Source organism: Natrinema sp. CBA1119 (assembly GCF_002572525.1).
GTDB lineage: Archaea > Halobacteriota > Halobacteria > Halobacteriales > Natrialbaceae > Natrinema.
In genome coordinates, this window is sequence record NZ_PDBS01000001.1 from 2,231,423 (window position 1) to 2,255,071 (window position 23,649).

Sequence of the window (23,649 nt, forward strand, 5' to 3'; positions counted from 1 at the left end):
GTGTGAACTGTGCACCGACTTCCAGCAGGGCGACCGACGCTCGAGAACCGTCTCTGCCGAATAGATTACGACGATTCCGACGTGACCCACTCTCGAGTCTCACCGTCGCCATCGATGTCGACCTGCGTCCCGACATCGTCGAACGTGACGCCGCCGTAGGCGACGCTGCTACCGGGCCCCGAGTAGATGCCGTCGGTACCGCAATCCGCCGCTCGAGCCGTCGTGAGCGTCACGTCGACGTTCTCACGGAAACGGAACCCTTGGTCGTTCGGCCCCTTCGCCGTTATCCCGCTCATCTTCAGATCGTCCATATCGTCGAAGATGATCGCGTTCGTGAACGGGCCGTCGACGACGACGTTCGAGATCGCAGCGCCGTCGAATCCGGCGGCGTACAGCCCCGACCCGGCGGCCAGGTCGCTGCCGTCGGTCCTGATCGTGGTATTACTGATCGTCAGCTCTCGTCGCCCGCTCTCGACGTGTCCCAGCGTGATCCCCCTCGCGTTGTCGATACACGAGACGTCGTCGATCGTCAGATCCGCGACCGCCTCGTCGGAGTCGGCCCTGATCGCCGTATACTCGCAGCCGGTGATATAGCCGTCCATGATCGTGATCGACTCGTTGCTGCCGTGGTGGAGGTGAACGCCGTGCTCTGGGCCGTTTTCCGGAGCGATCTCGAAGTTTTTGAGGGTGCAGTTCCGGGTCGGGGTGTCGTCGTCCTCGACGAGCGTATACTCGCTCCCGTCCCACACGCCGTTCCAGGACGCCCCGGAGTACTGCGCGTCGAACTGCACCGGCGCGTCCGACCCGCTCTCGCCGCCTCGAGTCGCCCAGTAGCCGTCCACGACGACGTTTTTCGACGAGACGACGTCGATATGATGATTGTAGGTGTGGTCGCCGTAGATATTCTCCAACCGGACGTTCGCCGCGTGCGCGGGCATGATCCCGGTCGTCTTCGGCGTGTCCACTCGGACGTTGCACACCCCCCAGTTCGACGCGCCGTCGTATTCGGTCGCGTCGTAGCCCCTGTTGGAGAGGAGCGCCCGCCCCTCCTCACCGTCGGGCCGCGTCCCCTCGAGGACGGTCGAGCGACCCGCACCCATGACGATCGTATCGTCGCCCACCAGCGGCGTCCGCTCGAGCAGATATCGACCCGGCGGGAAGTAGACGATCCCCCCGCCGGCCTTGTCGACCGTCTTCAGGAGGTCGTGGACGGCCGCTCCGACCTCGGTTTCGCCGTCGCCCTCGATTCCGTGAGCCTCGACGTTCCACACGGGGGTCTCCGCGGTCCGCGCGTGGACCGCGCGTGTCGCTTCGAAGTGACTCGTTCCCGGAACCGGTTGCTCGGCGCTCCCTCGCCCGCCGAAATACTGCCAGTCCTCGCTCGAGGCGTCCCAGCGCCAGGTGATCCCCTGATCGGTCGCGTGAAACAGTTCGTCGTCGTACTCGCCCGCCACGGGACGCTCGGCGATCGGCCCGTGGACGATCGCGTGCTCGTCGACCGCCTCGACCGTGTCGGTGTGGTCCCACTCCTCGCCCTCGTCGAACGTTCCCAGCCCGAGCCGCGGTGTGTCATCGGCCACGCTTATTCGCCTCCGTACCCCCGTCCGTACGCCGTTCCGTAGCCGGATATCGCGGCCTCGCTGTTGGTACACCCGGCAAAGGTAACGCACGCGCCCGACACCGCGAGGAGGACGTCCCGTCGCTGCAGCGCTGAACCGTTCATATCGTCTGACTCTCTCGATATCATATAAAAATGGTCATGTAATAGGTGAATCGGCCGTGCCCGGACTCGCAGCGCGACGCCGGCCCGAGATCGGCTCGACCCGTCGGTCACCGCTCGCGTGTCCCGATCGCCGGACAGTCTCGAGATCCTGACGCGCTACTTATCGCCTCGAGTGGCCTACGGAACAGGGTGAGAGCAGGAAAAGACGGTGAAAAGGTAGTTGCCACCTGTACGTCGTGCGGTTCCGTATTCGCCGCACAAATCGTCTCCGACGGCTCAGTTCTGCCAATCGGACGGCCACAAGGGTGCCAGTGCGGATCGGACGAATTCGAACCGGCAACGAGTTCTCGCGACCGGGATTTTGAGGGAATTTCGGACTGACTTGTCTCGCTCAAGGATCTGGTAGAGGAGGGAAAACTCTAAGCGGAGAAGTGTGCACTCACCGCGAGCGAATCGACGACCGACCCGTTGAGGAGGGAGGAGTACTTTTAATCAACATTTTGCCGAGCGACCGAACGCCAGCGAGGGAGCGCAGAGCAAAATGTTGGTGTGCCTACGTACCTTTTTCCGCCTCGGGTTCGCTCGCGGTGCTCGCTCACCTCTCGTCTGCTCACGGGTGCGTAGCGCTCGTTCGCATGGCCCGCGAGACCGGAGGTCCCGCGCTGGCGCAAAAATCTACGCTAAAAAGGCCGCCTCCACGAGCTTCGCCCGTTCCGGCGGTGAACCGCTCGCTTCGCTCGCGGATGCTGGCAACGGTAAGTCCTTCGCCTTCAATTAGTCCGACCGCGTTGCCGCGGGTATCGTAAACGAGAACGTCGCTCCATCTTCCGAGTCGGACGTGATCCAGATCTCACCGTCGTGCCGTTCGATGATACGTTTACAAAGCGTGAGCCCGATCCCCGTCCCGGCGTGCTCCTCGTAGCTATGGAGACGCTGGAACATCTCGAAAACTTGGTCTGCGTCCGCCGAGTCGATGCCGATTCCCTCGTCACTGACCGAAATGATCCACTCGTCCCCATCGAGCGTTGCGGAAATCGTCACTTGTGCTGCCTGCTCGCCGCTATACTGGATCGCATTGTCCAGCAGATTCTGAAATACGTGGCGAAGCTGACTGGCGTCGCCCGTGACGGTCGGCAACGATTCGCTGGTAATCTCGGCGTCGGCGTTCTCGATCCGCATGTCGAGATCCATCAGTACGTCGTCCAGCACCGTCTCGAGATCGACCGAATCGGTGGGGTCATCTTGTGTCTCGGCTCGTGAGTATTTGAGCAGTCCCTCGATCATCTCGCGCATCCGCTCGGCACCGTCGACGGCGAACTCGATAAACTCGCCTGCGTCCTCGTCAAGTTCGTCCCCATACTGACTCTCGAGTAGTTGGAGATAGCTCGTGACCATCCGTAACGGTTCCCGAAGGTCGTGGGAAACCGCGTAGGCGAACTGCTTGAAGTGTTCGTTTGACGTCTCAAGCCGTTGCTGGTACTCGTGGCGCTCGGTGATATCGAAATGTGCGATGGCGACGTATCTCTGATCACCGTCGGTGAACGATGCTGCCTGCATGAGGAACCAGCGTTCCTCATTCGGAGAGTGACACGGATATTCGAATTCGAACTGTTCTCGGTCGCCCGCGAGGAGTTCGGATAACCCAACGGCGGCAGTCTGCCCGGTTTCCGTCTCCGCTTGGTTGGTAATCTCGAGATAATTGGTTCCGATCAGATCCGGCTGACAATCGATACCATTCGATTTGCCGAATTCCTGCCATGCGTGGTTCGTATGCAGTATTGTGCCGTCGTCATCGAGGATAGCAAAATTGATCGGGAGCGTATCAAGTGCTGCTGGAACGAGCGCTTCACGCTCCCGTGAGGTCATGACTGCACCATCTCGCTGGAGTTATCTTCGACACGGACGGTTCCGTTTGTGTCTGCAGGATTCTTTTGGGGAGTACTGTCTGACATGGTGAGTCGCTCGAGTGTCGGTTCTGTACTGCGCCTGTAGTCGTTCCACGACCATTCTGCCCCGGGATTTCCCCTCTCTGCGGGGTGACGTACGGGACAAAATATCTCCATCTAAACAGACGGTGCTGCATGCGTATAAGAGATGCATTCACCCGTATCATCAAACAAATCGGTCACAATCCGTTTCCACAGCGGAGGGGAATCCCCCCTCGCACTGGTCGAACACCTCTGCAACTAGGTGAGTAGCGAACCGAAAACGACAGCGAGAACGCGCTGTGCAGGCAACCACAATAGAACGGTAATCTGGGGTGAAGTCAGAAGAACACTTCTTGAAAATCGCAGTGTAGCTCGAGGACGACCCGAATAAATACGGACACGTAACCGGAAAGCCATGCCGAACGACAGAGCGAATATGCCGCTCTAACGGTCATGTGGTTATCGAAAGAAAGGCCACCTTGGTGCGATTACCGAACGCGCGGAGCGGGTATGGACTCGTCGGGATTTGAACCCGAGGCCTCTTCCTTGCGAAGGAAGCGATCTACCACTGATCTACGAGCCCTCGACCGTTCATACCCTCGGTTTCTATTTGAGGCTTGTGTTTCGGAGACGGAACGGCACACGGCACCACGGTGCAGTTCCGACTGGCGGTGTCGTGAGTCCCGGACTCATTGCCACGAAGAACCCACTCGGATCCAGCCGATAGCATCACTGCACTCGAGCCGATTTGTCTCCGCTCGAGCACGCAGTCCCACGTGGAGTCCGCCGACCGCACGCTCAAACGGCGAGCACGCGAGCGCGTCCGGCGACCGCCCCGACCAGGAACCCCGCGAAGTGAGCGATCAACGCCACGCCGGGCGAGGCGGTGGCGAGGGTGACCGCGATCGCGAGGCCGACGACGACGAGGATCGACAGCCACTGCGGGACGTCGACGAACGAGGCCAGCCCGCTCGAGAGCCGATTCGACGCGACGAGATAGCCCAGCAGGGCGAAGACGGCCCCGCTGGCGCCGAGGACGCCCACCGTCGGCGCGATGGGAACGAAGGGCACCGCCGCGAGCACCCCCGTGAGAACGATCTGGGCCACGCCCGCGATCGCGCCCGTTATCGCGAAGAAGGCGTGAAAGCGGGTCCGCGTCGTCGCTCGGGCGACCGGCCAGCCGAAGACGACCAGTGCAAGGGTGTTCGAGAGCAGATGGCCGATCCCGCTGTGTGCGTAGACGCTCGTGACGACTGTCCACGGGTTCGTCGACAGCGGCGGCGCGAGGACGAACAACGCGCCCATCACGCCCGCGAACGCAGTGAGTCCCTGGACGACGAAGACGACGGCGAAAACGACGAGCACCTCGAGGATCGGACTCCCCGATTCAGTCTGCGTGCCGTCGCTCCCGTCGGAATCGGGCCGCAGATAGGTGTTTGACTGTGACCGCGAGCGCTGCGCCATACGAGTGACTGCCACGGCGACCGACAAAAGTCCCGCCGCTTTCCGAAACGGTGGGGGCGCAAATAGCGCGTGGATCCCGAGGAGACTCGCCGCTTCGGGCCGCGAAGCTACAGTAGTCACTGCAAGTCATTGCACACCCGATCGCACGACAGCTGTGCGATCAGTGTGTAAATCGTTACAGTCGGTACTCTCTCACTGGGGAGCTACTCGAGGGCGACAAAAACAGTATATAACTCGTGTATAAGTCGGAGCCGAAACCGACCTCAGTCTTCGAGGACGATCTCGATCGAGACGTCGTTTGGCACCTGAATGCGCATGAGCTGACGGAGTGCGCGTTCGTCGGCGTCCAGATCGATCAGGCGCTTGTGGACGCGCATCTCCCAGTGCTCCCACGTCGCAGTGCCCTCGCCGTCGGGCGACTTCCGGGTCGGCACCTCGAGGGTCTTCGTCGGCAGCGGGATCGGACCGCTCAGGTTGACGCCGGTGTTGTTCGCGATCTCGCGGACATCGTCGCAGATGTCGTCTAGGTCGTCTGGACTCGTGCCCGCGAGTCGAACGCGTGCTTGCTGCATTTATTCTTTCTCGTGAACTTCGAGGACCTTTCCGGCGGCGATGGTCTGACCCATGTCGCGGATGGCGAAGCTCCCGAGTTCGGGGATCTCGCTGGACGGCTCGATGCTGAGGGGCTTTTGCGGTCGGATGGTGACCACGGCAGCGTCACCCGACTGGATGAAGTCGGGGTTCTCCTCGGCGACCTCGCCGCTTGCGGGGTCCATCTTCTTGTCGATGGACTCGATCGTACAGGCGACCTGGGCCGTGTGTGCGTGGAAGACCGGGGTGTAGCCGGCCGTGATCACGGACGGGTGCTGCATGACGACGACCTGCGCCTGGAACGTCTCGGCGACGCTCGGTGGGTCGTCGGCTGGGCCACAGACGTCACCGCGGCGGATGTCGTCCTTGCCGATACCGCGGACGTTGAATCCGACGTTGTCACCGGGCTCTGCTTTGGGCACCTCTTCGTGGTGCATCTCGATCGTCTTGACCTCGCCGCCCACGTCGCTGGGCTGGAAGGAGACGTTGTCGCCGGTGTTCAGGAGACCGGTCTCGATACGTCCGACGGGGACGGTACCGATACCGGAGATGGTGTAGACGTCCTGAATCGGGAGTCGAAGCGGCGCGTCCGTCGGTGGCTCCGGCTCCGGCAGGCTGTTGAGGGCCTCGAGCAGTATCTCGCCGTCGTACCACGGCGTGTTGTCGGACTCCTCGGCGATGTTGTCGCCCTCGAACGCCGAAATCGGGATGAACGAGGCGTCGTCGGTGTTGAACTGGACCTGCTTGAGCAGCTGTTCGACTTCCTCGACGACGTCGTCGTACGTCGACTCCTTGTAGTCGACGATGTCCATCTTGTTGATGCCGACGATGAGCTCGTCGATACCGAGGGTTCGAGCCAGGAAGACGTGCTCCTGGGTCTGGGGCGCGACACCGTCGTCAGCGGCGACGACGAGGACGGCGTTGTCCGCCTGGGATGCGCCCGTGATCATGTTCTTCACGAAGTCGCGGTGGCCAGGACAGTCGACGATGGTGAAGTCGTACTCGTCGGTCGAGAACTCCTGGTGGGCGATGTCGATGGTGACACCACGCTCTCGCTCTTCTGCGAGGTTGTCCATGACGTAGGCGAACTCGAAGCCGCCTTTGCCCTTCTCTTCTGCTTCTTCGCGGTGCTGTTCGATGACGTGCTCGGGTACGCTCCCCGTCTCGTAGAGGAGTCGTCCCACGAGCGTACTCTTCCCGTGGTCAACGTGACCGATGATGGCCAGGTTCTGGTGTTGGTCGCTCATTGTTGTAGCTCACGCGCTGAGGCGCTTATATCGGTCTCTTTGGCTCGTTGCGGTTAAAACCATTTCGAAAGCGTATTCAGCCGATCCCGCCGCCGTCTTGCGGTTTGGCTAGCATTCACACGCCACGGAACGTTCGGCAGCGGAGGGCGAGGTGGAAAACAGACCGTGAGAACGGCGATTTCCGCTCGAGCGAGCGCCGAATTCCCGGCGCGCGATTCCGGTGGCCTGCCGAGATGGATCCGTTTGCAGTTGTTACTATAGTAGCCACTGCAAGTCATTGCACGCCTGATCGACCGACAGCTGTCCGATCAGTGTGTGAATCGTTTCAGTGGCCACTAGAGAACAGAGCAGAACGGACCGCGGCTACAGCGGCGGCAGTCGACCGATATCCGAGAGGACCGCTGTGGCCGTCTCCGGGCCGCCGGCACCGCGGCCGCTCGAGTGGAGCGATCCCGCGTTCCGGGTCTCGATCTGGACGATGTTGCGCGTGCCGGTCACGGCCAGCGCGCCGTTTTCGGGGACGAGTCGCGGACCGACGCGGATACCGTCGCGCGTGGCCTCCCCGATGAGTCGAATCGTGCGGCCGTCCTCGGCCGCGAGGTCGAGCGCGCTGCCCGGAATCGACTGAATCCCTTCGACCGTCGCGTCCTCGAGTGCGAAGCCACCGTCGGCCAGCACGTTCGCGAGGATGACGAACTTGAGGGCGGCGTCGGTACCGTCCACGTCGAAGGTGGGATCAGCCTCGGCGACGCCCAGGTCCTGGGCCTCGGCGAGAACGTGCTCGTAGTCGAGCCCCTCGGCGGCCATCCGGGTGAGAATGAAGTTCGCGGTGCCGTTGAGGACGCCCCGAACCGCGGTGACGGCCTGTGGCGTACAGTCCTCGATCGTCGAGAGCACGGGAATCGCGCCGCCGACGGTCGCCTCGAATCGGATCGAGCCCGCACTCTCGGCCTCGAGCGCGCGGAGCTCTTCGTAGCGCTCGGCGACCGGCCCCTTGTTTGCCAGTACGACGTGGCGGTCGGCCTCGAGCGCCCGCTGGACGTGCGAGAAACCGGGTTCGGCGTCGCCGAGTGTCGTCGGCGTCGCTTCGACCAGCACGTCGTAGCCCGTGTCGAAGACGTCCTCGGGATCGGCGGTTCCGACGGGTTCGCCGCCGACTTTGTGCTCGAGGGCGTCCTGGACGGCGATGCCGTCCGGATCGACTGCGGCGCTGGTGGAGTCGGCGAGTGCGACGACATCGTGGCCGTATTCGGCGGCGAGATCGGCCACGGAGCGACCGACGTCACCGGCGCCGAGAATCGCGAGATCCATCAGGCCTCACCTCCGACGAGGGGTTCGACGACGGTCAAATCCTTGTCGGTACCGATCGAGCGGATGGCTGCGATCACCGCTGTGGACCGCCCGGAGTTGACTGCGAGCCGGGCTCGAGCGCTCGCGACGGCTTCGGTCCCGTCGGGCGCGGCCAGCGAGAGGTCCTGTACGACAGCGTTGGCCTCGTCCTCGATTCGCGAGAGCGTGTTCGAGAGATCGGTTTCTACAAGGTGGCCGATCAGGATGACGTTGATCTCCTCGCCGTAGTGCTCTTCGCCGGCCTGGATGACGTTGACGCCGGCGTCGCGCAGCGCCTCGACGATCCCGTCGAACCGGTCGGGCGGACACTCGATGTCGACCTCAACGGGGATGTGCCCTCGAGGCGTGATGTTGCCGCGTTCGTGGTGGATGCTCAACAGATTGCCGCCGTTGTCGGCGATCGGCGCGAGCGCGCGGAGCAACTCGCCGGGTTCGTCGACGAGCTCGAGTCGGACGGTATAGGCGCGGACGCCGCCGTCCGTCTCGGCGTCGGGTTTGTCGTCGTCGGGTTCGGATGCGTCACCCATCGACGGCACCTCCTGCCTGTGGGCGTCTACTCGTCGTCATAGTATCTGATGTCCGTACGGGGCGCGTAAAAGGATATAGGATTTCCCAAACGAGCCGTCCCTGTCAACGACGGCCACACGCCCACGAGCTGTCGAGCCGATCCTCGCTCGACAACTCTCAAAGGTGATCTTTTCCCGGATTCGACGATCCCCAGTCGCCGCGGCCGCCCTCGGTCCGGTCGACGCCCATGATCGACTCGGGCTGGTCGGGGCCGCCGAGGCTGTCGCGCGCGTCGGGCACCCGGATCGTCACGTCGCTGATCTCGGGCCACGTGATGAGTTCGGCCTCGATGTTGCCCGTCGTCACGTCGCTGACCGAACAGCCCTTGCAGCCGCCGCCGAGTTCGATGACGACCTCACCGGTCTCGGGATCGGCGGCGCGGACCGCGCTGGTCCCGCCGTGCATCTGGATGATCGGCATCTCGCGGGCCAGCCACTTCTCGACGCGTTCCCGCAGCGACGGCTCGTCCTCGGAGTCAGTCATGAGACGTGCTAGGATCTCGAATGGTGAATAAGTTCGGTCGCGCGGCCGAAATCCGGCGAATTAATCCTGAACGTTTCCGCGCCGGCGCAGCCACTCGAGTGCGACCGCGCCACCGGCGAGGCCGGCGACGCCGGTGAAGCCGGGGATCGGATCGTTCCCGTCCGCCCCGCCGACCGGGGCGGGCTCGGTCGGGAACGTGTAGAGCGCCCCCTCGAGCGACGTATTCGGGATCCCTTCGGTACTGCTCGCGATGAACGTCTCGCCGGGCTCGAGGACGCGGGCCGTCCAGAACCCGGTTTCCTCGGTATTCCGCCACTCGGCGAGCAGTTCGGGTGCGGCGGGATCGGACACGTCGTGGATCTTCACGCCGGCTCGGTACCACGACGAGTAGAGCCGACCGTCGCGAAGCTCGAAGTTGTGCGAGGTCGTCCACATGCCGCCGGGTTTAGATTCGTCATCCGCCCGCGGGGCGTCGATCGACCCCCGATGGACGGGTGCAGCGGAATCACTCACGTCGTAGAGGTCGATTCCACCCGGTCGATCCGGCTCCGCGCCACCGGTCGCCCAGGCCTCCCTGCCGACCGCCATGAGATCGCCGCCGTCGTTCACCGCAGCGTAATGGTCGTTCCCGGGCAGTCCGTAGACGGCATCCCGCCAGTCGTCGATCGCGCGCTCCGCCTCGAGCGTGGTGTCCCGGACGTGGGAGATGGACGCCGGCTCGGTCGGCTCGCTGACGTCGAGCAGATAGGTGCCGGCGTTCCAACAGGGGAGGTAAGCGATCCCATCCTGCACGTACACGTCGTGGATGTAGCGGGCGAGCCAGTGGACGTCGCGCCAGCCGGGTTCGTGATCCAGCAGCGACCAGGCACCGATCTGCGAAATATCGTCGCCGCCGACATCGAAAATCACGAGCCGGTTCCTTTCTTCACCGTTCTCGACGACGTACAGCGATTCGTCCTCGAGATAACAGTTGTGGACGTGGTAGCCGGTCCGATGTTCACCGACCGGCTCGGGGTTTTCGGGATCACTGACGTCGTAACAGCGGAACCCGGCGACGCTGGATCTCTGGTTGGCCGGCCCCGCGACGACCAGCAGGTCACCGTCGACCGAGACGTCGAGGATCTCGGTCATCGTCTCGCCCTCGAGTTGGATGTCACGGTCCACCGCGAGGAGCGTTGGCTCGGCGGGATCGCTCACGTCCACGGTCGCGAACCCGAACGTGGCAGAGACGTAGGCGGTCTCTCCGTCGTCCCCGACGACGGCTTCCGCTGCACCGGTGATGGGGAGTCGGCCGAGGGGCTCGATCGTCGCTTGCCCTCGAACGGTCCCGACAACTCCCGGGATGGATAGGCTAAGACCGGCAACGCCGCTCGTTTGCAGCACCGCTCGCCGCTTCATGGATAGAGCAGCATCGTACAGCTACATAGAAGTGGCCACTCGAGCGCGCGAGCAGAAACAGATGCGTACGTGAGTCCAGAAAGCAGCCATCCGCGAGCGGCTCAGCGGCGCAGCCGTCGCCGGTCGCCGGTCCCTTCGGTCATGGCGCTGGCGAGCGCCCCTTCGACGACGACGTCGTCGCCGAGTTCGGTGAGGCGGATCTCGGGGACGTTCGTCATCACCATCTCCGCGACGCGCTCGCGAATCGGGTCGACGACGAGTTCCTCGTTGTGCAACGCGACCGCGCCGCCGACGGAGACGACGATCGGCGCGAACGCGTGGACCACGTTGGTCACGCCGATCGCGTTCCAGTGGGCGAGCTGTTCGATGACGTAATCGGCCAGCTCGTCCTCGCCGGCGAGATCGAAGACGTCCTTCGCCGTGAAATCCGGCCCCTCGAGCGGGAGGTCGGTCGAGATCGTCGGATCGTCGTCGGCGAGCAGTCGGGCGTAGTCGGGGATGGCGTTGCCGGAGCAGTAGGCCTCCCAGTGACCGTCGTGGCCGCACCCACAGGTCAGCCGACCGCGGGGATCGACGACGTAGTGGCCGACCTCGCCGGCGTTGCCGTCCCAGCCGCTCGTGATCCGGCCGTCGGAGCAGACGCCGGCACCGATCCCAGAGGAGATGGTGATGTAGACCATGTCGTCCGGGTTGCTGGCGGCGTGAAACCGCTCGCCGATGACGCCCGCGGTGGTGTCGTTGTGGAGGTAGACGTCGTCGCTGTCGATCAGCTTCGCGATCGGTCCCGTCAGCGGAATTCGATCGATCGAGTCCGGCAAGTTGGCCGGATCGATCACTGTTCCCTCCGCGAGATCGAACGGACCGATCGAGCCGATCCCGGCGGCGGCGATCCGCTTGGGATCGACATCGGCCTCGCCACAGGCGTCGCGAAGCGTTCGAAGAACACCCTCCGTCACGTCGATGCCCGTCGGCCCGCGCGGTGTCGACCGGCGGCTCGCACCGACCGTCGTCCCGTCGGCCTCGGCGACGACGGCCCGGACGTTGGTCGCACCGAGGTCGACGCCCGCATAGTAGACCATGCTGTCCTAGAGACGACCGCGGCCGTACTTAACTACCCAGATTATACTCGACAACGAGTAGCGATTTCGATACGTTGTGGTATCGATAGCGAGCGCCGCGGTTGCGTCTATCGGCGGCGACGACGGTGTGGCGGCGGTGATGGCGACGACGATAGCAATTCCCTCGGCGATCCGGCAACATATGTATGCCACTTCGTAACGTATGCCATCGTATGGCTACCGACGACACGTTCCCGGAATCAGCGGCCGAATCGGAGCCGAACCCCGCGCTGTCCGAGACGGAACTCGAGGCCCTTCACGAGGTCGAACTGGGGCTCGAGTGGGCCCAGCGCGCCCAGGGCTGTCTGCTCGAGTTCCACCACGCGACGGGCCACGGCATGGATCACCTCTCCCGGGCCGAGGAGTTGCTCAGGGCGGCCGGCCGCGACGACCTCGCGGGGGCGATTCGGGCTGACCTCCTTCCCCACGGCGTCGTCGACGAGGACCGGTGGTCATACGACGTCCTCGAGAACTTCCAGGAGAGCCTGCTGGCCGAGACGCGGTCGCTCGAGCGACGGATTCGACGGGAGTTGGCCGACGGGGAGCGCCACGTCCGCGAGCGCCGACAGGAGCGAGCGTGGAAGCGACGCGCTGATGAGCTGTGAGGAGACCGAAGAAAGCGGCGCGGTGGATCGGCGGTGAGTCCCGCGATGTGGGTCGCTACTCCATTACGTCGAGATCGCGGAAGTAGGTGACCGGGCAGGGGGCCTGCAGGATGATCTCCTGGGAGACGGAACCGAGAACGGCCTTTTCGGCGGGTGAACGTCGCCGACCGCCGACGACCATTCGATCCGCATCGACGTCGATCGCCATATCGACGACTTTGGAACTGACCTCGCCGAGTGCACCTTTGATTTCGTAGTCGACGCCGGCCTCCTCGAAGCGCTCGGCGAGTTCGGGAACCGGTGCGCGCCGGGCGGCGACCTCATCGGGGTCGACATCCTCGACGCGGGCCTCAAGATCGAGGTCGTCGTGGACGTCCTCGTACTCGTCTTTCGTGAAGGCGTGGCCGATAACGACCGTGGCACCGAGGGGATCGGCGATCTCGAGAACCGTTTCGGCGAGCTCCGGTGCGCGTACTGTGTCCATCGGTCCGACTGCGAGAAGTACTGTATCGATTGCCATACCGGCACACTGTTCGGGCCATCCGCTTAAGTATTCTCGTCGTTGCAGTATTCGAGGAACGACGCGTGATACGGACTGCTGTCAGTCATTTCCGATGCGATCGAGATACGACCCGCGGTCGCAACGGTAAATCGTTACAGCAGACCGTATGAGTGGCCGGGAACCCCCGCTCTCCGCCGACGCGCTGTCGCTCGAGGGCGGACCGGCGGCGATCGATCAGTCCTCGAATTCCTCGCTCCGGACGAAGGTGACGGGGCACGGCGCCGAGAGCAGTACTTCCTGGGCCGTCGAGCCGAAGACGGCCTTCCCCGTCGGCGATCGACGCCGTCCGCCGACGACGACCCGGTCGGCACCGGTGCTCGTGGCCAGATCGATGATCGACGGCCCGTGTTCCCCGACCGCGCCACGGATCTCGTAGTCGACATCGTGTTCGTCCAGGACGGCCTGCAGATCGTGGATCGTCGAGTGGCGCGACGCGACCGCGTCGGGGTCGATCTCGTCGACGGTCCGGTCGAAGTCGAGGCGGTCGAGCACCTGGCTGTACTCGTCGCTGGTGAACACGTGTGCGAGGATGACTGTCGCCCCGGCGGGTTTCGCGACCTCGAGGACCGCTTCGGCCAGTTGGTCGCTGCGGTCTGCGTCACCGGGTCCGACTGCGAGTAACACTGTGTCTAGCATGGATGACGGATTGACCGCACACCACCGTAAATCCGCGGGTCGCCGAACATGGACGTTAATCGCAGAACACGCACGTACGCAGGTCGCGAAACGCGAGCGCGAGTCACGGAATGCGATCGCGCGTCACGAAACACCGGCCGTCGCCGGCGAGTACAACCCGTTCCGGACGGTTTTTCCGCTCTGTCGTCGACTACGGACGCATGGACGGACCCGATCTCACGGGGCGAACGGTCCTCGTCACGGGCAGCGCGAAAGGCGTCGGGCGCGAACTGCTGTTGGCGACGGCCGAGCGCGGCGCGGCGACGGCGGTCCACTACCACACCAGCGCCGAGGCGGCCCGCGACGTGGCCGAGACGGCCCGCGACCGCGGTGCGAGCGCGGCGATGACGGTTCAGGGCGACGTCACCGATCCCGAGAGCGTCGACGGACTCTTCGCGGCGGTCGAAGCCGAACTCGGGAGCGTCGACGTGCTGGTCAACAACGTCGGTGACTTCGCGCCCGCCCACTGGGCCGACCTCGAGTTCGAGGCCTGGAACCGCGTCCTCGAGACGAATCTCAACGGGACCTACCTCTGTTCGAAGCGAGCGCTGCTCGGAATGCGTGAGAGCGAGTACGGCCGGATCGTGAACATCGGCTACGCCTCGAGCGAGCAGGGACTCGTCAGTCCGAAGAACTTCCCCTATTTCGTGGCCAAGAAGGGAATATTGATGTTCACGCGCATGCTCGCGGCCGACACGCAGGACGACGGGATCACGGTCAACGCCATTTCTCCGTACGTCGTCGAGAACTCCGACGAATTCCCCGAGGAACTGCCTCGCGATCGGCCCGCGAGCTTCGAGGACCTGATCGCGCCGCTGTACTTCTACCTCGACCCCGACAGCGGCTACGTCAGCGGGGAGAACCTCGAGGTCGACGGCGGCTGGTTGCCTGAAACAGTGTGATCGTTACAGTGAGGATCGATATGAGTGCAGAGGAAGGTGGATCAGAGGCGCAATTCAGAAAGAATCCATCATTCAGAAGCTTTTTCATGTACCGGATGAGGGATTAGTTATATGGGAAAGAGACCGATTGAGATAATTCTAAGTACCGCCGTTATTTTCATGGCTGGTTTCATCCTCTGGCCACCTCGCGATACCATCTGGCAGTGGTGGACAGTGATAGCTGAAGGGCCGGAAAGGGGTCTGATAGCGCTAGTAGTATTGATCGGACTATCTGCGGCAACTGGTCTCGGACTGTCGACGGTCGGTAACGTTCGTCCGTCTAGTTTACTTACCGGCGGTATTCTGGCTTTCATTGCCGGGATGGCACTGATAAGTCTCATCATTTCGCCAGATAGTCCATCACATTTCCTTCTGTATGGGTTTATTCTTGTACTCATTTTCCTCGGAGCCGCCATCGGATACGTAGTTCGTTCCAACGACAAATCACAGTCGAGTAAACGGACTGGATCCGCCTAACGGCTCCTGTCAGGACGGATCTTTTTCCGCTGTCTCTGTCGACGCAACGAGATCGAACCTTCACTGCCGGTTGGCGACAAGCGCCGTCAAGTAACCGGTCGCAGTCGAACGGCGTTCAACCGACCGTTCTGAGAATATTCCGGAGGGTCGCGGGACCGTTCCTCACGAGCGCTCGCGGAAATCGTCTCCGAGGCGACCTGAGCGCCGCCCGGAGGACGGCGCTCTCGTTCTCCGTGATCCCCGCCCCGTGCCCGACGAGGACGCGCTCCGGCTCGAGGTCGTTCAGTTGGCGCGGCGGCCTAAGCCGACGCAACAACTGTAAGCCGAGTCGTTCCTCCCCGATCAGGAACGAATCGATCGTCCCCAGCGAATCGGGAACGATGAGGGTTCCGCTGGCCTCGTGAGAGAGGATCACCTCGTCCCAGACGGAAAACGGTCGACTGGGAATCGCGCGAATACTCGAGTCCGGGAACGAGCCACTGTAGCGCTCGAGCGGCGCGTCGATGCGCTGCTCGACGCGTCCCATCCAGTCGGGAACGGAGACGGGGACGTCGTACCGGTCTGCGAACACGTCGGCGTCACGGGAGTGCCAACACGAGAGGACGGCGACGCCGGCGACCGCACCGAAATCCGCCAGCACGCGATCGATATCGGGAGCGTCTAACGGATCGAGAAGCCAGACCCCGTCGGCCGTTCGAATCGCGTGGCTCACGCGCTGGCCGCCTTCTTCGGGATGGGCCATCCAACTTACCCCGTCGGACCAGTCGGTGCATATCTGCGCGCCCGCCGATTCGCCGCGATCGAACATCGCTATCGGTTCCTCTCGAGGCCGCTTCCATAATTCTCTCGCCGACGGATCACTGCTCGAAATGATCGACCCGAGATCGCGGCCGCTCGCGGAGCGCATCGAACACTATACTTCGACCGCGGCCGTCTCCGTCCCCATGCCATCGACGGGAACAGTCCGAGCGATCCACGTCGCGCCGGAACAGGGAGCACCGACGGAACGTGTCGATCGCGTCCGAGCTGTCGCCGGGTGCGGCCTCGAGGGCGATCGCTACTATCGCGCCGACGGCACGTTCGCCGACCGCGAGGGCAGCGACGTTACGCTCATCGAAAGCGAGGCGCTGGCCGGGGTCGAACGCGACTACGAGATCGACCTCGAGCCCGGCGTTCACCGCCGGAATCTGACGACCGAGGGGATCGCACTGAATCATCTGGTCGACGTGCAGTTCCGGATCGGCGAGGTCGTCTGCGAGGGAGTCGAACTCTGCGAACCGTGTTCGTCCCTCGAGTCCCACCTCGCGGAAAATGGGATCCGGGAAGCGCTGGTTCACCGCGGCGGACTCCGAGCGCGGATCCTCGAGGGAGCCACGGTGGCGACCGGCGATCGAGTCGAACGGATCTAGCGCTTCTTCTCCATAATACCCTACATATGTACCGATAGCCCGCACCCGCGAAAACAAAACCTACATTTTCCCGGAGTACAAGTGAGAACTGATGAACGAGTCTGGGATCCAGTCGCTGATGGATCAGGAAACGCTCGACCGGCGCGTTCGGACCGGAGCGGCCCCCCAGTGGGTCGCCGATCACTGGCAGTCGTTTCGCGATGGACTGCTCGGCGAGCGAAACGAGACGCCGTTTCCGTGCTTCTTCGGGGCCGAGTCGGTGCAAAACGGCGACCCGCTCTACACGGCAGTGCCGTCGCTGAGCGACGCCGACGCACTGCTGACGCTGCGGGATCGCATCCTCGAGTACCTCGCGGTCCGCGAAGAGCACTCGGCCCGCGCGTCGCTGGTGACGTTCTTCAAGCCGCCGGAACGACCGCTGTCCGAGCGGGAGTACCATCGGACGCTATGGCACATCCTGCAGACGCTGCACCTCCACGATCCCGAGCCCTGGCCCGCGGACATCCCCACCGACCCCGACGATCCCTACTGGGAGTTCTGTCTCGGCGGCGAGCCCATGTTCCCGACCTGTCGGGCGCCCTTCTACGAGCACCGAAAGAGCCGCTACTGTCCCGTCGGCCTCGAGATCACGTTCCAGCCGCGGGCGCTGTTCGAGACCCTCGGCGTGACCGGTGATACCGAGGCCGGCCAACACGCTCGCGACGTCATTCAGGGGCGCCTCGAGGACTACGACGGAGTCTGTCCGCACGCCGATCTCGGGGACTGGGGCGTCGAGGGCGACCGGGAGTGGCCCCAGTATATGCTCTCGGCGGACGACGAGCAAGCGCCGTCGACCTGTCCGATCACGATCACTCGAGCCCATCCGAAACCCGCCGCACAGCTCCCATGACGGACGCCGAAGCGGAGGTGGGTGTCGACGACGCGGCCCTCGACCGCGACCGACTCCGGAACGCCGTCCTCGTGCCGATCGACTTCCAGCGGGGGTTCGACGACCCCTCGTGGGGCGACCGCAACAATCCCGACGCCGAGGCGAACGCGGCGCGCCTGCTCGAGCACTGGCGCGATCGAACCCGACCGATCGTCCACGTTCGCCACGATTCGACGGAGCCCGGTTCCCCGCTCCGCGGCGACGAGCCCGGCTTCGCGTTCACGCCCGAAACGGCACCGCTCGAGGGCGAGCCGACGGTCGTGAAGTCGGTCAACAGCGCGTTCATCGGAACGGATCTCGAGACGTGGCTGCGCGATCGCGGCCTCGAGACGGTCGTCCTCGTGGGACTCACGACGGACCACTGCGTCTCCACGACGGCGCGGATGGCGGAGAACCTCGGCTTCGATCCGATCGTCGTCAGCGACGCCACCGCGACGTTCGAGCGCGCGTTCGACGGCGAAACCTTCGACGCGGAGACGGTCCACCGCACGGCCCTGACTCACCTCGAGGGAGAGTTCGCCGACGTGGCGACGACCGCCGAACTTCTCGGCGAGGGCTGATACGGTCTGTTGTACCGATGTACCGGAGTAACCGAAGGACGGTTCCGGGTTGCTCCGGAACTGACTGACAGCAGTCCGTCTGAGTCGCTCGCTTCCGATCGGCTCGAGTCGAGAGCCGTTTCGATTCGCGACAGTCCGCAGTACAGTTATGTTTCGCCTTCTCTCACGGCTACCTATGCGAGTCGCAGTCGCCGGGACGTTCGGGCCGCTCCACGACGGGCATCGAACCCTGCTCGAGCACGCGCTCCGGTTTGGCGAGGACGGTGTCGTCGTCGCACTGACCAGCGACGAGTTGGCCGTCGAGACCCGCCACGACCCCCGTCCGATCCCGTCGTTCGAGGAGCGAACCCGGACCGTGACCGACGCGATCGGCGAGATCGACGAGTGGGATCGCGACATCGAAATCCGCACCCTCGAGACCGAGTACGGGATCGCGACCGACGAGCCGTCGATCGACGCGCTGGTGGTCTCCCCCGAGACGGCCCCCGAACTCGAGGCGATCAACGGATTGCGGCGCGAGCAGGGGTTCGAATCGCTGTCGGGGATCGTCGCACCGTACGTCTACGCCGACGACGGCGACCGGATCTCGTCGACCCGGATCGTCGCGGGGGAGATCGACGAACACGGACGCGTCCTCGAGTCCCAGCGTGGCAGTCGATAGCCACGGTCCGTCCCGAGAGTCTTATCCCCCACGATCTGTCGGCCCGGACGGCCGTCGGTGTCACAATAGTAATGGATGGGGAGACAGTCAGTGTAGGTGATGAACGGTGATCGACGGCCGCTGTTGTTCGTTCTACTGGGTAGTTCGCTGCTCGTAACGGCGATACTTCACCTGGTATTCCTTCCGCGATATTTTCCCGAAACCGTCCTGTTGACCGTGCTGACGCTCGGCGCTGGCGTGGTGACGTACACGCTCGTCTTCTACGCGCTCGGTCGAGCAACCGCTGCTCCGCAAGAGCAGGAGTTTCCGAACATGCGATCTGCGGATATCGGGGTCGCGCTCCTTCTTATTTCGGCACTGATCCTGCTCGTACTCGACGCGGTCGGTATCCCGCTCGACGGGCTGATCGGAATATACGCACTGCCCGCGCTCGGGATCTACGCCGGCCTCGCGCTGTTCGGGTGGTCGATCGGCCGCCGAACCGAGGCGATCAACGAGATCGTCCGCTGACCGAGGGCTTCGGAAGTCACTCGCGACGGCTACTCGTCCGGATTCGATCCCGAGTTCGCGACGAAAACCGGAACGTCGCCGAACCGGATGGCGTGATCGGTGACGCTCCCCATCGCCATCCGGTGGACGCCACCGCGGCCGCGAGTCCCCATCACGATGAGGTCGGCGTCGATCTCTCGAGCGTACTCGAGGAGCGCCTCCTCCGGCGGGCCGTCGAGCACCGTTCCCGTGACCTCGAGTCCGGCCGCCTCGGCCCGGTTGACGACCGCGTCGACGTATTCCTGCGCCCGGCCGTGAATCGCGTCCTCGGCGCTCGCGGCGTCACCGGGGAGACGGAGGTCGGCCAGCGGACCGGTATCGGCGACGCAGACGACATGAACCCGCGCGTCGTGGCTCTTCGCGAGATCGATACCCGTCTCGGCGGCGGCCTCGGCGTGGTCGCTGCCGTCCGTCGGCAGCAGGATCGTGTCGAACATCGTCCCGATCTACGACGGCCGGTGTGAAATCCCTGCCGAAACGACAGGTAGTGGATCGGAGGTGGAAGAGTCGGCGACCGCGGCTCAAACGAACGCCAGCGGCACCATCACGAGGACGCCGACGACGATGCCGCCCGCGAGCTCCGGCTTGCCGCCTCGCGGCAGCCGTTCGCCGATCTCGAGCGCCTCGGGGACGAACTCGGTGAGCACGAGATAGATCATCGCGCCGGCGGCGAAGCCGAAGCCGTAAGGCAGGAACTCGCGGGCGTAGCGGACGAACCCGAACGCGATGACGGCCCCGATCGGCTGTGGCAGACTCGAGAAGACGGCCCACCAGACCAGCTTCCAGTTCGCGACGTCCATCGAGCGCAGCGGGATCGAGATCGCGGTCCCCTCGGGGACGTTGTGAATCGAGATGGCGATCGTCATGAAGATCGCCAGCACCGGGACGGTGAAGCCGAGGAACTGGGTTCCCCCCTCGAGGCCGAGATCGGCGAAGGAGACGCCGATCGCCACGCCCTCGGGAAAGCTGTGGACGGTCAGGATGCCGAGGATGAGGATGAGCTTCTTGAAATCGGCTTCCTCGTACTGCTTGGGGTCGATGTCGGTGTCCATTAGCACGTCGTGAGCGATGACGACGAGCGCGACGCCGGCCGCCATCCCGATCGCGATCTCGAGGGGCGTCCCGTCGGCCAGTCCCTCCTCGACGAGACCGAACAGCGACGCCGAGACCATGATCCCCGACGAGAGCCCCCAGAGAACGACGCTTCGCCGATCGCTGATTCCCTCGAAGAAGAAAAACGGCAGCGCACCGAGGCCGGTCGCTAGCGCCGTGATCAACCCGGCGACGAACACCAACGCGAGGTTCTCGAGGAGCGCCATCTGTCCAACGATCGGAACGGACGCTTAAATCGACGGCGAAGGCGGCGTCTCTGGCCGTTTCGTCGGCGGGAATCCCGTCGTATGCGGGGAGAGTCGGTGACCGACGGTTCACCACCGAAGCCGCTGATCGGTACCGTCAACAGCCGGCCGTCCAATGGCTCGGGTATGTCACTGTGGCGCTCGCGTCGAACCGGCTACTACCTCGCGCTGGTGGCCGGGACTACCATCGTTGCCACCGCGCTGTACAACTACGGCATGGCGACGTTAGAGAACGACCCGCAGCCGCTCTACCGGTCGCTCGAGGTCGTCTTCCAGACGTACACGACGACCGGCTACGGCGAGGACGCGCCGTGGAGCACGCTCCAGATGAATCTCTTGATGATCGTGTTGCAACTCACGGGAATCGGCCTGATCCTCACCGGGGTCGACGTCTTCGCCGTTCCGTGGCTCCGACGGGCACTCGAGACGACGGCCCCGACGACCGCCCCGGATCTCGAGGATCACGTCGTCATCTGCGAGTACACGTCGCGCGGCGAGGCGTTCATCGAGGAGCTCGAGTCCCGCGGCCGGGAGTACGTCGTCGTCGAGTCCGATGCGGAGGCGGCGACGGAACTGCACGAGGCCGACTACCGGGTCGTCCACGGCGATCCGGAGTCGACGGCGGTGCTCGAGAACGCCGGCATCGAACGGGCGACGGCGGTCGTGGCCGATTCGGCCGACGATACGAACGCGAGTATCGTCCTCTCCGCGCGCGAGGCCAACCCCGACGTGCAGATCGTGACGCTGGTCGAGGACAACCGCCTCGGGGAGTACCACCGGATCGCGGGAGCGGACGAGGTGCTCTCGCCCCGTCAGCTACTCGGCGAGAGCCTCGCCCACCGGGTGCCGACGGCCGTGACGACCGCGGTCGACGAGGGCGTCGAAATCGGGGACGACCTGGAGCTGGTCGAGCTCTCGATCGCCGAGGGAAGCGATCTCTGTCAGCGAACGACCAGGGATGTCGGGCTCCGAGAGCGCTTCGGCGTGGACGGGATCGGTGCCTGGTTCGACGGCACCTTCGAGAGTCCGCTTCCGTCGGACCGCGAACTCGATACGGGGACGCGATTACTCGTCGCGGGCGAGCCGGACCGTGTCGACGAGTTACGGGCCGAGGCGGCGTCGACGGTCCAGCCGTTTTCGGCCCAGCACGTCGTGATCGCCGGCTACGGCGAGGCGGGGATGGCGGCGGCCGACGCCCTCGCCGAGACGAACACTCGAGTGACGGTTCTCGACAGCGTCGACGGGGAGGGCGTCGATGTCGTCGGCGACGCGCGCGATCCGGATGCGGTCCGGAAGGCGGGTCTCGACGACACGTCCGGTATGATCATTACCCTCGACGACGACACGACCGCTGTCTTCGCGACGCTCGTCGCGCGAGATCAGAACCCGTCGGTCGACATCATCGTCCGGGCGAACGACGCCGATAACGTCGGGAAGCTGTACCGGGCGGGTGCCGACTACGTGCAGTCGCTCGCGACGGTCAGCGGCCGCATGCTCGCCTCGACCGTTCTGGCGGACGAGGAGCGGCTGGCCGTCGACAGACAGATCGACGTCGTGAAGCTCCCCGCCGGGCGGCTGGCGGGCCGGACGGTCGTCGATGCCGACGTCCGCTCTCGGACCGGCTGTACCGTTATCGCCGCAGTCAGGGACGGCGAGACGATATCCGAGTTCGATCCGACGTCGTTCGTTTTCGAGACGGGCGACGAGGTCATCCTCGCCGGCACCGACGAGAGCGTGCAGTCCTTCGAAGAAGCGTTCCTCGCCTGAGAGCCGACGCCGCGTTCACCGGCTCCCGCTCCGAATCAGAACAGGGAGCCGAGATCGAGATCCAACTGCTGTTTCGCGAATCGGGCGAGCAACGGCGCGTCCTCGAGTCCGATCAGGTTCGCGATGGCGCGGACGTTCCCCTTGTTCGCCTCGGCAAGCGTGTCGTCGTCGAGGCGCTGGAGGTCCTGCATGAGCTCGTCGTAGCGGTCGTTCGGTGCGAGATAGAGGAGCTGGGTCATCAGCAGCCGGCTCTTCGCGTTAGGGGCGACGTCGCGGCGCCAGAGGGTGTCGTAGACCTCGAGGGTCTCGGCGGTCGGCTCGACGCTGTCGTGTTTGAGGACGCTATCTGCAGTGGCGGCGGCCGCACGACCGGACTGCATGCACTTGTTGATCCCCTCGCCCCAGAGCGGGTCGAGGCTCGGCACGGTGTCGCCGATGGCCATGAACCGATCGGTGTGGAGTTTCCCCGGCGCCTGAATGTGCGCCGAGCCGCGGTGTTGTTTGCCCTCGATCGGTTCGGCGTCCCGGAACCGGGGGTCCGTCTCGAGCCAGTGAGAGAGGTAGTCGTCGATGGTGAAATCGTCGCGACTGTACTGTTCGTGGCTGCCGTTCTGGATGTAACAGAGGCCGACCTTGGCGGTGTCCTCACCCGTGTGGAAAATCCAGGAGTAGCCGCCGGGTGCGATCTCGTGGTCGAGTCGCAACATCATGGCGTCGCGCAGGTCCGCGAAGCCGGGGCGATCGATGTCGATCCCTTCGAACTCGTACTCGATACCGATGGCGTGGTTTTCCCGCTTGAGATCGACGACGCCGAGTTTCTTCGCGAGGGGTGCGCTCGGCCCCGTCGCGTCGATCGTGATATCGCCGTAGACCTCCTCGTCGCCGTTGTAGGTGACGCCGACGATCTCGCCGTTCTCCATAATCGGCGCGGTGACGCGAGCGTCGAATCGATACTCGGCGCCGCGGTCGCGGCTGTCTGTCACCAGATAGCGTTTGAAATCCGCGAACTCGAGCACCGCGCCGGTCTGGTCGCGGACGTAGTGCTCGGTCGGCGACTCGAGGACGACGCTGTCGGTGTACTGCATGACCACGTCGTCGGGGATACCGAAGGACGCCATCATGGAGTGGAAGGTTCCCGCGGTGGACTTGTTGCTCTGTCGCGGGAACTCCTCTTCGGCCTCGGTCTCGAGGACGACGACGTCGTACCCCCTGGCGGCGAGATCGCGGGCACACTGTGCGCCGGCGGGACCGGCACCGGCGATGACTACGTCGTAGCGGTCGTTCATGT

Annotated in this window: 25 protein-coding genes and 1 tRNA gene; 8 read left to right on the forward strand and 18 right to left on the reverse strand. The window is 64.3% G+C overall.

Going from position 1 to position 23,649, the window contains the following annotated elements:
* Positions 1-65: 65 nt before the first annotated feature.
* The 12 genes from CP556_RS10910 to CP556_RS10965 form a co-directional block, all read right to left on the reverse strand.
* Positions 66-1,580 carry a glycosyl hydrolase family 28-related protein gene (locus CP556_RS10910; protein ID WP_098725645.1) on the reverse strand — a complete coding sequence of 505 codons (1,515 nt, stop codon included), beginning with the start codon at positions 1,578-1,580 and terminating at the stop codon, positions 66-68.
* Positions 1,581-1,582: 2 nt separating this feature from the next.
* Positions 1,583-1,723 carry a hypothetical protein gene (locus tag CP556_RS25945; protein ID WP_176548170.1) on the reverse strand — a complete coding sequence of 47 codons (141 nt, stop codon included), beginning with the start codon at positions 1,721-1,723 and terminating at the stop codon, positions 1,583-1,585.
* A gap of 774 nt (positions 1,724-2,497) precedes the next feature.
* Positions 2,498-3,589: a PAS domain-containing sensor histidine kinase gene (locus CP556_RS10920; protein WP_098725647.1), complete on the reverse strand. Its 1,092-nt coding sequence runs from the start codon at positions 3,587-3,589 to the stop codon at positions 2,498-2,500.
* Between the two features lie 573 nt (positions 3,590-4,162).
* Positions 4,163-4,234 (reverse strand) — tRNA-Ala (locus CP556_RS10925).
* A 215-nt stretch (positions 4,235-4,449) separates the two neighbouring features.
* Complete coding sequence (locus CP556_RS10930) at positions 4,450-5,115, reverse strand: rhomboid family intramembrane serine protease (protein WP_098725648.1); 666 nt, start codon at positions 5,113-5,115, stop codon at positions 4,450-4,452.
* A gap of 263 nt (positions 5,116-5,378) precedes the next feature.
* Positions 5,379-5,687 (reverse strand): 30S ribosomal protein S10, encoded by a 309-nt coding sequence (gene rpsJ, locus CP556_RS10935; RefSeq protein ID WP_004215311.1) that lies wholly within the window; start codon positions 5,685-5,687, stop codon positions 5,379-5,381.
* Positions 5,688-6,953, reverse strand: a complete 1,266-nt coding sequence (tuf, locus tag CP556_RS10940) for a translation elongation factor EF-1 subunit alpha (protein ID WP_098725649.1) — start codon at positions 6,951-6,953, stop codon at positions 5,688-5,690.
* 363 nt (positions 6,954-7,316) lie between these two features.
* Positions 7,317-8,264, reverse strand: coding sequence for a homoserine dehydrogenase (locus CP556_RS10945; protein WP_098725650.1), 948 nt, complete (start codon positions 8,262-8,264; stop codon positions 7,317-7,319).
* On the reverse strand, positions 8,264-8,830 hold the full coding sequence (locus CP556_RS10950; RefSeq protein WP_098725651.1) for an amino acid-binding protein: 567 nt from the start codon (positions 8,828-8,830) through the stop codon (positions 8,264-8,266). Before CP556_RS10950 ends, CP556_RS10945 begins: the two co-directional genes overlap by 1 nt.
* A 157-nt stretch (positions 8,831-8,987) precedes the next feature.
* Positions 8,988-9,353 carry a NifU family protein gene (locus tag CP556_RS10955; protein WP_098725652.1) on the reverse strand — a complete coding sequence of 122 codons (366 nt, stop codon included), beginning with the start codon at positions 9,351-9,353 and terminating at the stop codon, positions 8,988-8,990.
* Positions 9,354-9,413: 60 nt separating this feature from the next.
* On the reverse strand, positions 9,414-10,751 hold the full coding sequence (locus tag CP556_RS10960) for an LVIVD repeat-containing protein (protein WP_098725653.1): 1,338 nt from the start codon (positions 10,749-10,751) through the stop codon (positions 9,414-9,416).
* A 101-nt stretch (positions 10,752-10,852) separates the two neighbouring features.
* Positions 10,853-11,830 carry an ROK family protein gene (locus tag CP556_RS10965; RefSeq protein WP_098725654.1) on the reverse strand — a complete coding sequence of 326 codons (978 nt, stop codon included), beginning with the start codon at positions 11,828-11,830 and terminating at the stop codon, positions 10,853-10,855.
* A 212-nt stretch (positions 11,831-12,042) separates the two neighbouring features.
* Between CP556_RS10965 and CP556_RS10970 the strand changes: the two genes are divergently transcribed.
* Positions 12,043-12,474 carry a hypothetical protein gene (locus CP556_RS10970; protein WP_098725655.1) on the forward strand — a complete coding sequence of 144 codons (432 nt, stop codon included), beginning with the start codon at positions 12,043-12,045 and terminating at the stop codon, positions 12,472-12,474.
* Between the two features lie 55 nt (positions 12,475-12,529).
* On the opposite strand, the gene CP556_RS10975 is transcribed toward CP556_RS10970, so the two are convergent.
* Together CP556_RS10975 and CP556_RS10980 are read right to left on the reverse strand one after the other, a co-directional pair.
* Positions 12,530-12,994: a universal stress protein gene (locus tag CP556_RS10975; protein ID WP_098725656.1), complete on the reverse strand. Its 465-nt coding sequence runs from the start codon at positions 12,992-12,994 to the stop codon at positions 12,530-12,532.
* 216 nt (positions 12,995-13,210) lie between these two features.
* A complete protein-coding gene (locus CP556_RS10980; RefSeq protein WP_098725657.1) occupies positions 13,211-13,672 on the reverse strand; it encodes a universal stress protein in 462 nt (153 codons plus the stop codon).
* A gap of 200 nt (positions 13,673-13,872) precedes the next feature.
* On the opposite strand from CP556_RS10980, the gene CP556_RS10985 reads away from it, so the two are divergent.
* The gene (locus CP556_RS10985) at positions 13,873-14,613 is read left to right on the forward strand and encodes an SDR family NAD(P)-dependent oxidoreductase (RefSeq protein ID WP_098725658.1); all 741 of its coding nucleotides are present in this window, start codon (positions 13,873-13,875) and stop codon (positions 14,611-14,613) included.
* A gap of 631 nt (positions 14,614-15,244) precedes the next feature.
* On the opposite strand, the gene CP556_RS10990 is transcribed toward CP556_RS10985, so the two are convergent.
* Positions 15,245-15,937 (reverse strand): hypothetical protein, encoded by a 693-nt coding sequence (locus tag CP556_RS10990; protein WP_098725659.1) that lies wholly within the window; start codon positions 15,935-15,937, stop codon positions 15,245-15,247.
* A 136-nt stretch (positions 15,938-16,073) separates the two neighbouring features.
* On the opposite strand from CP556_RS10990, the gene CP556_RS10995 reads away from it, so the two are divergent.
* From CP556_RS10995 to CP556_RS11015, 5 genes are all read left to right on the forward strand, one after another.
* Positions 16,074-16,538, forward strand: coding sequence for an MOSC domain-containing protein (locus CP556_RS10995; protein WP_098727367.1), 465 nt, complete (start codon positions 16,074-16,076; stop codon positions 16,536-16,538).
* A gap of 91 nt (positions 16,539-16,629) precedes the next feature.
* Positions 16,630-17,427 carry a YqcI/YcgG family protein gene (locus CP556_RS11000; protein ID WP_098725660.1) on the forward strand — a complete coding sequence of 266 codons (798 nt, stop codon included), beginning with the start codon at positions 16,630-16,632 and terminating at the stop codon, positions 17,425-17,427.
* On the forward strand, positions 17,424-18,026 hold the full coding sequence (locus CP556_RS11005; protein WP_098725661.1) for a cysteine hydrolase family protein: 603 nt from the start codon (positions 17,424-17,426) through the stop codon (positions 18,024-18,026). The genes CP556_RS11000 and CP556_RS11005 overlap by 4 nt, the downstream gene beginning before the upstream one ends.
* Before the next feature lie 175 nt (positions 18,027-18,201).
* Positions 18,202-18,687 (forward strand): phosphopantetheine adenylyltransferase, encoded by a 486-nt coding sequence (locus tag CP556_RS11010; RefSeq protein ID WP_098725662.1) that lies wholly within the window; start codon positions 18,202-18,204, stop codon positions 18,685-18,687.
* 99 nt (positions 18,688-18,786) lie between these two features.
* Positions 18,787-19,197 (forward strand): hypothetical protein, encoded by a 411-nt coding sequence (locus CP556_RS11015; RefSeq protein ID WP_098725663.1) that lies wholly within the window; start codon positions 18,787-18,789, stop codon positions 19,195-19,197.
* A 29-nt stretch (positions 19,198-19,226) separates the two neighbouring features.
* Here the strand turns inward: CP556_RS11015 and CP556_RS11020 are convergent, their stop codons facing one another.
* Both CP556_RS11020 and CP556_RS11025 read right to left on the reverse strand, forming a co-directional pair.
* A complete protein-coding gene (locus tag CP556_RS11020; RefSeq protein ID WP_098725664.1) occupies positions 19,227-19,673 on the reverse strand; it encodes a universal stress protein in 447 nt (148 codons plus the stop codon).
* A gap of 84 nt (positions 19,674-19,757) precedes the next feature.
* A complete protein-coding gene (locus CP556_RS11025; RefSeq protein WP_098725665.1) occupies positions 19,758-20,555 on the reverse strand; it encodes a ZIP family metal transporter in 798 nt (265 codons plus the stop codon).
* 165 nt (positions 20,556-20,720) lie between these two features.
* On the opposite strand from CP556_RS11025, the gene CP556_RS11030 reads away from it, so the two are divergent.
* Positions 20,721-22,361 carry a potassium channel family protein gene (locus CP556_RS11030; RefSeq protein ID WP_098725666.1) on the forward strand — a complete coding sequence of 547 codons (1,641 nt, stop codon included), beginning with the start codon at positions 20,721-20,723 and terminating at the stop codon, positions 22,359-22,361.
* Between the two features lie 35 nt (positions 22,362-22,396).
* Here CP556_RS11030 and CP556_RS11035 read toward each other — a convergent pair whose 3' ends face one another.
* Positions 22,397-23,647 (reverse strand): digeranylgeranylglycerophospholipid reductase, encoded by a 1,251-nt coding sequence (locus tag CP556_RS11035; protein ID WP_098725667.1) that lies wholly within the window; start codon positions 23,645-23,647, stop codon positions 22,397-22,399.
* Positions 23,648-23,649 lie beyond the last annotated feature (2 nt).